Below are 13,072 nucleotides of genomic sequence, written 5' to 3'. Positions count from 1 at the left end.
ATGCTGATGCTGATGCTGATGCTGATGCTGACGCTGACGCTGACGCTGACGCTGATGCTGATGCTGATGCTGATGCCGATGCGGACGCCGATGCTGATGCCGACGCCGATGCTGATGCTGATGCCGACGCTGACGCTGACGCTGACGCTGATGCGGATGCTGACGCGGATGCCGATGCCGATGCCGACGCTGATGCGGATGCGGATGCCGACGCGGATGCCGACGCTGACGCTGACGCTGACGCTGATGCCGATGCCGACGCGGACGCGGACGCGGATGCTGATGCCGATGCCGATGCCGATGCCGATGCGGACGCTGACGCTGACGCTGATGCCGACGCCGACGCTGATGCCGATGCCGATGCCGATGCTGATGCGGACGCCGATGCTGATGCTGATGCCGATGCCGATGCCGATGCCGACGCGGATGCGGATGCGGATGCGGATGCGGATGCTGACGCCGATGCTGACGCCGATGCCGATGCCGATGCCGATGCCGATGCCGACGCTGACGCTGACGCTGACGCTGATGCGGATGCGGACGCCGACGCCGACGCCGACCTCGAAGCCTTCGACGACCTCGCTACCGGCGAAGTAACCATCAAACCCGTAACATCCAACACCGGCCTGGCCGATATGCGCGTGTTCACCCTGTTGGGTGTCGGCGGCATCATTCTGGGCGATCACACCAAGCAGCAGGAGTTCTCGGTTGCCGAGGGTTCCAGCGGAACGCTGAACCTGCAGTTTGCCCAGGCCGACCTGGTCTCGCTGTTGGGCGGTGGCTTCACTGCCACGCTGGAAGTGAGCGACGGTGCCGGTGGATGGTTGCCGGTGCAGCAAGGCAGCAACGGTTCGGGCTTGCTCGACCTGTTGGGGCTGTTCGGACAAAGCTCCAGCGCCAAAATCGAAGGCCTGGAAGCCGGGCAGTATCGCTTTACCCTCAAGCTCGACCCCAACCTGGTCAGCGTTGGTGCAGGGGCCACGGCCAAGTTGAGCGTCACCAATGACAGCCTCACCGACTTCACCGGGGAAGCAGGGCCGGATGTCACCGGCAACGTCATCACCGACCCGGGCATTGGCGGTAAACCGGATGAACCGGGAACCGGCGGGCCAGTGAAGGTGCAGGTCGAGGTCAACGGCGAATTCGTCGATGCCGACGCCACCACCGGCACCGTGCTGCAGGGCCAATATGGTCAGCTGACGATCTTCGCCAACGGCGAGTACAAGTACACCCCGAACGGCGATGTCGCCAGCATCGGCAAGGTGGATGCCTTCGAGTATCACCTGGTCAATGGTGCCGGTGCTTCGGCCTCGGCAACCTTGTATGTGCGTATCGACAGCCCGAGTGTCAACGTGGACTGGAGCGCTACCGATCCATCTGCGCCCGGCGTGATCAACACGGTTGCCAATGATGACCTGGGTTCGGCGCAGATCGACATCGTCAACCTGGTCACCCAGGCCGACCTGGCGACCCTGAGCTACAACCTGGCACTGCTCGGCAGCAGTACGGGTACGGGTGCCGAGATCAACGTTGCCACGGGCACGACCGCAGAGCTTGCGATCAACGTCACCGTCACCGGCATTGCGTTGTTGCCAGGCACGACCGTCAATCTGCAGAAGTTCATCGGTAACGAATGGGTCACGCAGCAGACCACTACCCAGGCGAACCACACGTTCCAAGGGTTGGATGCCGGGACCTATCGCGTGACCGGGACGACCGGTGCCGTGCTGTCGCTGAGTGCGCTGCACATTGCGCAGAAGCTCACTACCACCTCCCTCACGGAGTTCGTGACCGGTGCAATGAGCAATGCGACTGGCAACCTGCTGTCCGACAGCTTGTCCGGGCCGGATGTCCTCGGTTCGCCGCTGACGGTACTCAGTGTGCTGGTCAACGGGGTCTATGTGATTCCTGGGCAAACGGGGACGAAAATCAACGGTGACCACGGCACATTGACCGTGTTTGCCGATGGTAAGTACGTCTACACCCCGCATGCCGGGCTGACGCTGGACGAGATTGGCCAGGTGGATAAATTCACCTACAAGCTCACCACGCCAACCGGCCAGGAAGACACCGCCGACCTCTACGTGCGCATCGACTCGCCGGATCGCGACCTGGTCTGGGACGACGCCAACCCGGGTGCGCCAGCCACTGAAGGTGCCGGCATTGCCGCTGCCCACAGTGCGGTGGACCAGGCGGCGGATGACGGCGCCAACGTTGACGGCGATCACCACGATGCCGTGGTGGCCGACGACACCGACTTCACCCATGTCGATGCTGGCGCGGGTGCAGACGGGTTGTTGTGGGAAGGCGGCGATGCAGCCATCAACCTCACCGACCTGATTGGCACAGTCAGCGGGGTGCACAGCATCGACCTGAACGATGTCAGCGCCGTCGACCTGACCCTGAGCCTCGAAGACCTGGTGTCCATCACCGGGCCTGAGTCGGATCGCTTGATGATCCAGGGCGACGATCAGGACAGCGTGCACCTGACAGGTGACTGGAGCGCCGGTGCGACCCAGGTAGAGAACGGTCTTGAGTACGTGATCTACACCAGTCCGGAAGATGAAACCCATCAGCTCTGGGTACAGAGCGGCATCAGCGTGGTGTAACGCCACCCCTGCCGGCCGGGCCGCAAGGCCCGGTTTTCCCTACCAACGGTAATGCAGCGATGGGCCGTGACGTCAGTCACGGTCCGTTGTTGTACTCATCAGGTTTGACAACAGTCAGGTGACTAGCAGTGAGGCAAAAGAGTTTGGCCAAGCAGCTGTCTGCCGTAATTCTGGCAGTCGCAATGATCGCGCCCGAGCGTGCGCCGGTCATGGCAGCGTCGTATATCGACGATGAAGAACGCGTCAACATCATCAGCCCGAGCAACCTGGGCACACATTTACCCGGCGGGCCAACGGGCGTCAGCGCACCGGTGGCACCCGAGCACGTCATACCGAGCAACCTTGACCTGACACGCGCCATTCAACTGGCGGTGGAATGGCACCCGGCAATTTCCGAGGCGATCGGCCAGCTGTACCAACAAAACGAGAACGTGAACATCGCCCGTTCCGGTTATTACCCGCAAGTCAGCGGTGGCTTCAACTCCGGCTACGACAGCGGCCTGAGGGGCAACGGCCAGAGCCGTGCGTTTTCGTTGTCGGCGTCGCAGATGCTCTACGACTTCGGCAAGGTCTCAAGTTCTGTCGACAGTGCGCTGGCGCGGGTCAGTGCCAGCCAAGCGTCGGTGTTGCTGTCGATCGATCAGGTGGCGCGCGATACCTCGTTCGCCGTGATCGAACTGCAGCGCTCGCAGTTGCTGGTGCAACTGGCTCGCGAGCAAATCGACGGCATTTCGGCGATTGCAGAGCTGGCCAAAAAGCGCAGCGACATGGGCGCCAGCACCCGTTCGGACCTGATCCAGGCCCGCTCGCGGGTCGAGGCCTCGGTGGCGACGCAATTGCAATTCACCGCGCAATTCAATCGCTGGCGCAGCACGTTGAGCAGCCTGCTTGGGTCGCAGGCGCCAGTGAGCGTGGCGAATGGTTTTCCGGCAAGCCTGGAGCAATCCTGCGTGGGCGTGGTACCCGATACGGCAGTCACGCCGACCCTGCTGATCGCCCAGGCGCAGCGTGTCGATGCGCTGGCGCTGATTGCACAAGCCCGTGCCGAGGCGTTGCCGACCGTGTCGCTGGACCCGTCCATCACGCACTACCTGGACAACAACGACGACAGCAACGTCCCCGGCGGCCGCGACCGTACCCGTTATGGCGTATTTCTCAACGTGAAAATGCCGCTGTACCAGGGCGGCGCAATCACCGCTCGCAAATCCGCCGCGCAACAGGCCCTGCGTTCCGCCGATGCCGCCAACGACGCCGCGCGCCTTGCGGTTCGCCAGGGGTTGCTGGAGGCGCGGGATCAAATCTCAAGCCTCAGCCAGCGGCTATCCACCCTGGATTTTCGTGAGCGCAGCATCTCCGAAACCCGCGACCTGTATCGCCAGCAGTACCTCGAACTGGGCACACGGCCGTTGCTCGACCTGCTGAATGCAGAGCAGGAAATTCACCAGGCACGCATGGACCGGGAAAACACCGCCGCTGACCTGCGCCGCCTGAAAATCGATTGCCTCTACAACACGGGCGCATTGCGCACGGCGTTCCACCTGGACAACAGCACCCTGCAAGGTGTGGAGATTCGGCCATGAATGATGCTGTGATGCTTGCGGACGAAACCAACGCAGTACAAACACCGCTGAACCCGGCGCCCGCAGTGGATTATGAAGTGTGGCTGGAGGCCGTCCTGAGCGTGGCCCGGCATTACCGCCTGGAATGCTCGGCCCAAAGCGTGCGCATCGCCGCACAATGGACCGAAGGCGCTTCGGTGGAAGAGGTGGTACGGCAGATGGCCCGCCAGGCGGGGTTGAACTGCGTGATTGCCGACTTCAGCGAAACCACGCTGATGCAGCGCCAATTACCGGTGGTGCTGCAATTTGCCGACGGTCAGGTGGGTGTGCTCGAAACCCTCGGCGACGGCGACAACCTGGGCATCGCCTACAGCGGCGACGGCGGCCTGCAAAGCCGGCTCACCCGCCAGGACCTGTTGGAGCAAGCGCGCAAGAGCGTGATTCTGCGACCCATGGCGGCAGTGCGTGACCGGCGTGTGGACGACTACATCAAGCCTTACGAGAAGGCGTGGTTCAAAAACATCGTGCTGCGCGACCTGCGGCCCTATGGCTATGTGATGCTCGCGTCGCTGGTCACCAGCGTGCTGGGGTTGGCCGGGGTACTGTTTTCGATGCAGGTGTACGACCGGGTGATCCCGGCCGAATCCATGCCCACCCTGTATGTGCTGTTTGGCGGGGTGATGCTGGCGCTGGTGTTTGATTTCATCATGCGCATCACACGTGTGCGCATCACCGACATGCTCGGCAAACGCGCGGATCTGCGCGTTTCCGACCTGGTGTTCGGGCATGCCATTCGCTTGCGTAACAGCGCCCGGCCGGAGTCCACCGGCTCGTTCATTTCGCAGCTCAAGGAACTGGAACAACTGCGTGAGCTGATCACCTCCAGCACCGCCACGGCGCTGGCCGATCTGCCGTTCTTCCTGCTGTTTCTGGTGATCTACTGGTTGATCGCCGGCCCGCTGGTGGCGGTGCCAATGGTGGCTGTGCTGTTCCTGATAGTGCCCGGGCTGTTGGCGCAGAAAAAACTCGCGGCACTGGCGAATGAGTCGATGCGTGAAAGCTCGTTGCGCAGCGCCATGCTGGTGGAGACCATACAAGGCCTGGACGACATCAAGGCGTTGCAGGCCGAACAGCGCTTCCAGCAACAATGGAATCACTACAACGCCACCTGCGGCGACGCCAGCCTGCGCCTGCGGATGCTCACCAACAAACTGGTGGCCTGGAGCAACAATGTGCAGGGCTCGGTGTTTGCCGTGGTGGTGGTGTTCGGTGCGCCCATGGTCATGGCCAGCGACATGACCACCGGTAGCCTTGTCGCGGCGTCGATCCTGGCGTCGCGGATGATGGCGCCGATGTCCCAGATCACCCAGGTGCTGACGCGCTGGCAGCAGGCCAAGGTTGCGCTGCAAGGCCTGAACCGGATCATGGAATTGCCGGTGGACCATCCCGAGGGCAGCAAGCGCGTGCACCTGCCGGTGATCAAAGGCCAATACGCGCTGAGCCAGGCCACATTCCAGTATTCCGACGATGCCCCCGTGCCGGCGCTGCGTGTGGCCGACCTGAAGATCCAGCCGGGCGAGCGCATCGCGATTCTGGGGCGTAACGGCGCGGGTAAATCCACGCTGTTGCAGGCATTGGCCGGGATGCTCGACCTCAAGGCCGGCACCATCAGCCTGGATAGCGTTGCCCTCAGCCACATCGACCCCGCCGACGTGCGCCGCGATGTGGGGCTGATGACACAAAACTCGCGGCTGTTCCACGGCACGCTGCGCGACAACCTGATCATGGGGGCGCCGCATGCCAGCGATCAGGAAATCCTCCAGTCCCTGGCGCTGACCGGTGCGGGCGACTTCATCGGCAAGTTCGCCGACGGCCTGGACCACATGATCCTGGAAGGTGGCCTGGGCCTGTCGGGCGGGCAGCGTCAGTCGCTGCTGCTGTCGCGGCTGATGATTCGCCAGCCGCATATCGTATTGCTCGACGAGCCCACCGCGTCCCTGGATGAAGCGACCGAGCGCCAGTTGATCCACAACCTCGACCGCTGGGCAGCCCACCGCACGCTGATTATCGCCACGCACCGCATGAGTGTATTGAGCCTGGTGAATCGGGTGATCGTGGTCGACAACGGCCAGATCATCGTCGATGACAGCAAAGCCAACGCGATTGCGCGCCTGTCCAAACCGAAGGGGAAAACCCAGTGAAAAACCCTGCGCCGAAAACCATACCCCTGCTCGCCACCGAAGACGAAGGCGCCCGGCATACCCACGACGGCGTGGATGAACGCACCGTGGTGCGCGCCACGCGCGTGGTGGGCTGGGTGTTTGTCATGCTGATTGCGTTTGGTGCCTGGGCCTACTTTTTTGAAGTGGACGAAGTCTCGACGGGCAGCGGCAAAGTCATCCCGACCTCGCGTGAGCAAATCATCCAGTCGCTGGAAGGCGGCATCGTCACGGAATTGAATGTGGGGGAGGGCGATATCGTCAAAAATGGCCAGACGTTGGCCAGGCTTGACCCGACCAAGACCGAATCCAACTTTGATGAAAGTGCCGCCAAGTACCGGGCGTCGCTGGCCAGCGTCGCGCGTTTGCAGGCCGAGGTAGACGGTAAACCGTTACTGTTCCCCCCGGAGCTTGAGCGTTACCCCGCACTGGTGCGCGCCGAAACCGACCTGTTCAACACTCGGCGCAAGGGCCTCGAAGAATCGTTGGCCGGCGTGCGATCGTCGCTCGGGCTGGTGCGTAGCGAGCTGGAAATCACCGAAAACCTGGCCAAGGTCGGCGCCGCCAGCAACGTTGAGGTGTTGCGCCTCAAGCGCCAAAAGGCCGAGCTGGAGTTGAAACTGACCCAGGCCCGCTCCGAGTATATGGTGCGGGCCGGTGAGGACCTGGCGAAGGTCAATGCCGACGTCGAGACGCTGTCGTCAGTCATGCGCGGGCGCTCCGACTCGGTGACCCGCCTGACCCTGCGCTCGCCGGTGCGCGGTATCGTCAAGGGGATCGAGGTCACCACCATCGGCGGGGTTATCCCGCCCAACGGGCGCCTGATGCAGATTGTGCCCCTGGATGAGCAGTTGTTGATCGAGGCGCGTATCTCCCCGCGAGACATCGCCTTTATCCATCCCGACCAGGTGGCCAAGGTCAAGATCACCGCCTACGACTACGCCATTTATGGCGGCATGGACGGCAAGGTCGTGACCATTTCTCCGGACACTATCCAGGACGAGGTCAAGCCAGAAGTTTTTTACTACCGAGTGTTCATCCGCACCGACGCTGACACCTTGAAAAACAAGGCCGGCAAGTCGTTTTCGATTGTGCCTGGGATGATTGCCTCGGTGGATATCAAGACCGGCCAGAAAACCGTGCTCGACTATTTGATCAAGCCCATGAACCGTGCGCGGGAGGCCTTGCGCGAGCGTTAGGCGAGGTGGCTGTGGCCGGGTTTGCGTTGTGGTGGATGCTGTTGTGGGCCGGCGTGCCGGGCGCGTGGGCCCTGAGCGAGGGGTCGACACCGTTGCTTTGGAACACCCCGGCCGACCAGTCGACCTGCAACCAGGTCGACTCTGCACTCTGGGTCGAGTTGGCCGGGGGCGATGAGTGCATTCGCTATTTTTCCGGGGCGGTGCTGAGCCGTGCGCCCGTGGTGATCGTGATGTTTCATGGCGACCGCAACGTGGAAATGCACCGCTCGCCCGAGTCGATCCTTGGCAATACCCTGGCCGCCAAGGCCAGGCAGGCCAAGGCCCTGAGCCGGCGTGCGGGCGTACCGGTGGTGATTGTGGCGCGACCTGGCACCTACGGTTCCAGCGGCAACCATGGGCAGCGGCGCCAGGCGCGGGAATTCATTGTGCTGGACGCTGCGCTCAACGAGCTGCGCAAGCGTTACGGCATCGGGCAGTTTGTGTTGCTGGGGCACAGCGGCGGCGCCACGGTGGCCGCGGCGTTGTTGACCTTGGGGCGTACCGATGTGAAGTGTGCAGTGATGACTTCCGGCGCGTTTGCCCTGGTGCAGCGCGCGCAGATGTTGCGTCAAAGCAAAGGCCTGCCTTCGCGTCCGGGACGCGACACCAATGGTTTATTGCACCCCTACGATCCCCTGGAGCACATGGCCGGCATTGCCGTTGCGCCTGCGCGGCAGTTGTTCGTGATTGGCAGCGTGGATGACCAGGTAACCCCATTTGTGTTGCAGGAGCGTTTTTACCGGGCGTTGATTCGCGCCGGGCATCAGGCGCAGTTGGTCAAGGCGCAGGGTGTGCCTGCGATGTTTCACCAACTGCGCAATGACATTGGCCTGAAGACAGCAGCGGGCTGCGCGGGCTAACCCGCCGGCACCGCCTGTTCGGTCGTGTTCAGCCAATCACAGATCTGCGACAACCCGGTACCACCGGAGCTTTTCACCAGTACCCAATCCCCCGCCTGGAACCACTGGCCGGGGTGGCGCGCCAACGCCTGGCCTAATGCCGTGGCATCCTCGAACCACTGCACTGACAGCTCACTGCGCAGCACCCGGTACACCTCACGCATCAGCGGCCCGCACAGCACCAAATGCCGGGGCGCCGCCGCGCGCAGCGAGTCAGCCAGTTCCAGGTGGTAGCGCTGGGCGTCGGGGCCCAGCTCCAGCATGTCGCCCAACACTACTACCCGGTGTCGCGAGGCCACGGGCAGGTCGGCCATCGAGCGCAAGGCCGCAGCCATCGAGCCGGGGTTGGCGTTGTACGCATCGTTGATCAGCTGGAAATGCCCGTCGGTGCATTTGATCGAGCGGATATTGCCGCGACCTTCCACCGGTTGGAAGCCGGTCAGCACTTCCAGTGCCTGGTCGGCGTCAAGCCCCGCGGCGAACAGCGACGCCAGCACCCCCAGCGCGTTGAGCACCATGTGTCGGCCGCGAGCACTCAGGCTGAAATCCAGCCGTTGCGTGTCACGTTGCGCGGTGACGTAGACCCGGTCGGCCTCGCTGCACACGTCGAGCAGGCGCACATCGGCATCGGCGTGTTCGCCATAGCTGGTCACGTGCAAGCGCGCGACTTCGGCGGCCTGGGCGAACACCTCGTAGTGCGGCATATCGCGGCACAGCACCGCGTGCCCACCCGGTGCCATCGAGCGGAAGATCGCGCTCTTTTTACGCGCCAGGTTTTCCAGGGTGCCATGGTATTCCAGGTGCGCCGGAGCCAGCCCGGTCACGATAGCAATGTGTGGGCGCACCAGCTCCGAGTTAATCGGCATGCGGCCCACGGCCATTTCCAATACCCAGAATTTGGCCGGCCGGGGCATGCTCGCCAGGTTCCAGGCGATCCCATGGGGCAGGTTGGCGTTGGCCTCGGTGTGGCCCACTTCGCCCCAGTGTTTCAGGGCGTGGCCGAGCATGGCGACCACGGTGGTTTTACCGAAGCTGCCGGTGACGCCGAACACCTGGCCAGTGAATTGCTGCCTGGCGTATCGACCCATTTGCAGCATGGCCTCGCTGGTATCGGCGACCTGTAACACCGGCAGGCCGCTGTCCAGGTAGGGCGTCGGGTCTACACACAAGAACGCCGAGGGGCGCCGCTCGGGACTGGCCTGGGCCCAGCGCAGCGCCGACTGCACTTCGTTCGGTCCCACCTTGCTGGGGTGCCGATTGAGCATGCGCTGGGGTTTGAAAAACTGCATGGACGGCGTCAAACCCGACGTGTACCAACCGGGCGGTGGCTGTTTGGCCCAGGTGCCGTGTGTCACCCGAGCCAGGGTGTTGGCGTCCCAGACCCAGCCGAGGGGCGCTGCGTCCTGGGCCAGGCTCACTTGCGGCGCGCCGTCGAGCAGGTAGCGGTGGTAGGCAATCAGCCCCGAGAGGTAATGCTCCACGTCGTCGATGCGCACCCTGAACGCGTGGTGACGGATAAAAAACGAACCGGCAATGCGCGCAGGATTGGCGAAATACATCGCCGTTTCCGGCCAGAAATACCCGTTGAACAGATAGCGCGCACGATGATGCAGGGCGCGGTAAAACGCGTGCAGGTCGATCTCGGTGAGCAGGTGGCGCAATTGCGCTTGCTGGGCGATGCGTTCGAGCATCTGCTGCGCAGCCATCATCAATTCCAGTAGCGTCGGAAAGGTGGTGATGCGCTGTTGCACGAACCCCAGATAACCGGCGACGTTATTCAGGCCGAAGCGGAAATACTTTTCGTCAGGTCGGTAGCGGGTCAGTTCGTTCACGCAATAGCTGAGCCAGTGATCGTGCTCGCGCCAGTGCTGTTTTTCGATGAAGTAGTCGAAGGCTTTTTCCACCACGGTTAACCAGCGCTCATCGCCGGTGAGGCCGTAGAGGCGGATCAACCCGAACGCGGCCTCGCCGTCGTAGTAGATGATCCGGAACGCCTCTTTGACGGTAAGGTCACGGCCATGCAAGACGTGCACGAAGGCGCCGGTGGTCGCGTCCTGCATCCAGGCCATGCCATTGGCCAGGGCTTCCAGCACGGGTAGATAGTGGCGGGTGCCGGTGACTTCGCTATATTTGACCAGCGCCAACAAACACACGGCATTGCCACCCAGTTTGATCTCGTCACCGGTGTCCAGCAGATACGCCGCCACACTGCCGTCGGGCAGCACGTAGGACTTGATCAGTTCCTGGGTAAGGTAGGCCAGCGAGCGGTCGATGGCGGATTTAAGCGCCTCATCGCCGGTCAGTGCCCAGGCCTCGATCATCGAATAGGTGGTACTGGCGTGGCGCAGGGTGTTGTAGTTTTTTATCGCCCGGTCAAAGCACGGGAAGTAGCCGTAGACGAACTGGCCGCTGTCCTGCACCTGAGTGCTCAGGTAGCTTGCGGCGCTGATGATGCTCGCCTTTACCATGCCGGGCTCCAGCGCTGCGAGGGTGCGCCAGCCGGTTTCTGTCGGGCCAGGGTTCAGCGGGTGGGGCACGCCGTCTTCGGCACAAAAAACGCCCTTGGTGTCGAACAGGAACACGGGGGTCTCGGGTTCAAGTGTGGCGATCAGGTCGGCTGTATTGAGCCCGGTAAAACGGCGCCTGGCGTACACCGAAAAATTGCCGGCATTGAAGCTCGCGTGATTGATAGCGTTGCCGCCATACAGGATCGCGTTGGCGTTCAGTTCCTGTTCGGTGATCGCGATGTGCAGCGCCGCATCGAAGGCGATGCCGCGCCGGAAGTAATTACGCTTGTGGCGCTTGAAGCGCGCATTGAGTTCGGCCCAGGTGATGGCGGTTACGTTGATCGCGCATTCGACGCGTATCCATGAACGTTCGACGATGTTGCCTGACTGCGCACGGTCTCGTTCGTAGGCTCCCTGCAAGCGCTGCACACCGATTTGCCAGGCGGCTTCGAAGTTATCTGCCGTGATATGAAAAACATGCGCGCGCTGGGTGCCGTCGCTCATGGAGAAAAACAAGGTACAGGGCTGCGCGGTGTCTGATGATACAGCAGGCCCATTCATTTCTTTGCTTAGATGAGCATAACAAGCAAGCCATTGCTGTTTCACAGGCATAGTTCATCACCAGTTTTTAACTTGGAGAGGGGTGGCGCGCAGTGTTCATGATTAAACTGCGCGCCAGCTGATAAATAAGCAGAAAGTTATGCCGCACAGTTTTATAAAGGCAAATTAACCAGGCTTATATATCAAGAGCAGAGCGATGAATCCTCTTTCTCCGGCTCCAGCACGGAGGGCGGGACTTGGCTCTCGTATTGCTGGAGATGGTCACGAATCAGCTTGCGAATAACCTGAGAAATAGTAAGGTCAACTTCCTCGGACAGCGACTCCAGACGCTGCTTGGTCGGGAAGTCGATGAGAATGGTCAGGCGTGTTGTTTTTTCAGGCATTTTCTTGATCCTTTTACAAAAGCGCGGTCTCGACTGCCGCGTGCAGTAAGTGCTGGAAGACGTGTGGAGTCCTTAGAACAAACCAATGGGGTAATCAACTGATTCATTGGAGTCTAATTCAAATCGCTGCGCGTTTTCCATCAATGTGCAGTGAAGGTTGCGATTATGTGAAGTTCTGCACCTTCTCCGTACCTCTTATTATCATCGGGTTATAATGCTATGAGATTCGAGTATAGACCGGTTGCAAGAAAGCTATCTCAAAGTGTAGGGGGGTGTCAAAAGTCAATCTTATCTATAACTAAAGTAGTGGTTGTACTGTTTGGTGAGTTTGATTATGTATTTTGCGCATTACGTCATGAGATTTTTTCAAGAACTTGGTGTTCACAATATTCTGTCACAAAATACTAATTGATTGTTTTCGAATATCAAGGGTTGTTGTCACGAATAACAGCGATTGTTATTGGAAGAGGGGCAGGGAGGTGCTGCTTTTATCAGAAGGGCGCGACGGTCGTCGTTGAGGTAAAAGGGGCCAGGGCGACCCCTTTCCAGGAGGTGGGATCAGGCAAACACAAAATACTTACGCACCGTCTCGACCACTTCCCACGTCCCCTTCATCCCCGGCTCCACCACAAAGATATCCCCAGCCCGCAAATGGATCGGCTCCAGGCCGTCCGGGGTGATCACGCAGTAGCCTTCCTGGAAGTGACAGTATTCCCACTTCACATAGTCCACCCGCCATTTGCCGGGGGTGCAGATCCAGGTGCCCATGATCTTGCTGCCGTCCTCGCTGGTGTAGGCGTTGAGGTTGACGGTGTGCGGGTCGCCTTCGAGTTTTTCCCATTTGCAGGCGTCCAGCACCGGCAGTGGATGGGTGTCGCGCAGTACGGTGATTGGCTTGGACATGATGATTCCGAGGCAGTGGAAGGGAAGTCCGAACCCTATCGCCTTGGGCGGCCCGCCAGTGGTCTGGACTCGACATCGGGATGCCCAGAAGCGCAGTCATTTGCACAGCCGTGAGTCACCGCCAACCCCTGTGGGAGCCGGGCTTGCCCGCGATGGCGGAGTGTCAGGCGATGGAAGGGCACGCTGTGCCGACC

At 61.3% G+C, this 13,072-nt stretch carries 9 protein-coding genes; 5 read left to right on the top strand and 4 right to left on the bottom strand.

The annotated features are described in order from the left end of the window. A partial coding sequence (locus tag ACW9I6_RS24090; protein ID WP_457339920.1) for a hypothetical protein occupies positions 1-686 on the bottom strand: 686 nt, incomplete at its 3' end. Here ACW9I6_RS24090 and ACW9I6_RS24085 point away from each other — a divergent pair. From ACW9I6_RS24085 to ACW9I6_RS24065, 5 genes are all read left to right on the top strand, one after another. Next, a complete protein-coding gene (locus ACW9I6_RS24085; RefSeq protein ID WP_238544250.1) occupies positions 636-2,609 on the top strand; it encodes a BapA/Bap/LapF family large adhesin in 1,974 nt (657 codons plus the stop codon). The two genes, ACW9I6_RS24090 and ACW9I6_RS24085, sit on opposite strands and share 51 nt — an antisense overlap. Before the next feature lie 182 nt (positions 2,610-2,791). Further along, positions 2,792-4,189 carry a TolC family outer membrane protein gene (locus tag ACW9I6_RS24080; RefSeq protein WP_173406114.1) on the top strand — a complete coding sequence of 466 codons (1,398 nt, stop codon included), beginning with the start codon at positions 2,792-2,794 and terminating at the stop codon, positions 4,187-4,189. Continuing rightward, positions 4,186-6,369 carry a type I secretion system permease/ATPase gene (locus ACW9I6_RS24075; protein ID WP_457339919.1) on the top strand — a complete coding sequence of 728 codons (2,184 nt, stop codon included), beginning with the start codon at positions 4,186-4,188 and terminating at the stop codon, positions 6,367-6,369. Before ACW9I6_RS24080 ends, ACW9I6_RS24075 begins: the two co-directional genes overlap by 4 nt. Positions 6,370-6,395: 26 nt before the next feature. Continuing rightward, the gene (locus ACW9I6_RS24070) at positions 6,396-7,586 is read left to right on the top strand and encodes an HlyD family efflux transporter periplasmic adaptor subunit (RefSeq protein WP_087693464.1); all 1,191 of its coding nucleotides are present in this window, start codon (positions 6,396-6,398) and stop codon (positions 7,584-7,586) included. Positions 7,587-7,621: 35 nt separating this feature from the next. Beyond that, positions 7,622-8,485 (top strand): alpha/beta hydrolase family protein, encoded by an 864-nt coding sequence (locus tag ACW9I6_RS24065; protein WP_457339921.1) that lies wholly within the window; start codon positions 7,622-7,624, stop codon positions 8,483-8,485. Here ACW9I6_RS24065 and ACW9I6_RS24060 read toward each other — a convergent pair. From ACW9I6_RS24060 to ACW9I6_RS24050, 3 genes are all read right to left on the bottom strand, one after another. Continuing rightward, positions 8,482-11,535: a Mur ligase family protein gene (locus tag ACW9I6_RS24060; RefSeq protein ID WP_457339918.1), complete on the bottom strand. Its 3,054-nt coding sequence runs from the start codon at positions 11,533-11,535 to the stop codon at positions 8,482-8,484. The genes ACW9I6_RS24065 and ACW9I6_RS24060 overlap by 4 nt on opposite strands. A 239-nt stretch (positions 11,536-11,774) precedes the next feature. Next, entirely contained in the window at positions 11,775-11,975 is a 201-nt protein-coding gene (locus tag ACW9I6_RS24055) for a hypothetical protein (RefSeq protein WP_003212332.1), read from the bottom strand. Positions 11,976-12,533: 558 nt separating this feature from the next. Beyond that, positions 12,534-12,878 carry a cupin domain-containing protein gene (locus ACW9I6_RS24050; protein ID WP_457339917.1) on the bottom strand — a complete coding sequence of 115 codons (345 nt, stop codon included), beginning with the start codon at positions 12,876-12,878 and terminating at the stop codon, positions 12,534-12,536. Positions 12,879-13,072: the final 194 nt, after the last annotated feature.

It is taken from the genome of Pseudomonas sp. SDO5522_S412 (genome assembly GCF_054071215.1).
Note: the sequence above shows the minus strand (reverse complement) of the source record. Positions and strands in the feature narration are given on the sequence as shown.

Bases quoted from the DNA above. Each gene is read 5' to 3' on its own strand.
- ACW9I6_RS24085 (WP_238544250.1), top strand. From the start codon at position 636: ATGCGCGTGTTCACCCTGTTGGGTGTCGGCGGCATCATTCTGGGCGAT.
- ACW9I6_RS24075 (WP_457339919.1), top strand. From the start codon at position 4,186: ATGAATGATGCTGTGATGCTTGCGGACGAAACCAACGCAGTACAAACA.
- ACW9I6_RS24060 (WP_457339918.1), bottom strand. From the start codon at position 11,535: ATGAGCGACGGCACCCAGCGCGCGCATGTTTTTCATATCACGGCAGAT.
- ACW9I6_RS24065 (WP_457339921.1), top strand. From the start codon at position 7,622: ATGCTGTTGTGGGCCGGCGTGCCGGGCGCGTGGGCCCTGAGCGAGGGG.
- ACW9I6_RS24055 (WP_003212332.1), bottom strand. From the start codon at position 11,975: ATGCCTGAAAAAACAACACGCCTGACCATTCTCATCGACTTCCCGACC.
- ACW9I6_RS24050 (WP_457339917.1), bottom strand. From the start codon at position 12,878: ATGTCCAAGCCAATCACCGTACTGCGCGACACCCATCCACTGCCGGTG.
- ACW9I6_RS24080 (WP_173406114.1), top strand. From the start codon at position 2,792: ATGATCGCGCCCGAGCGTGCGCCGGTCATGGCAGCGTCGTATATCGAC.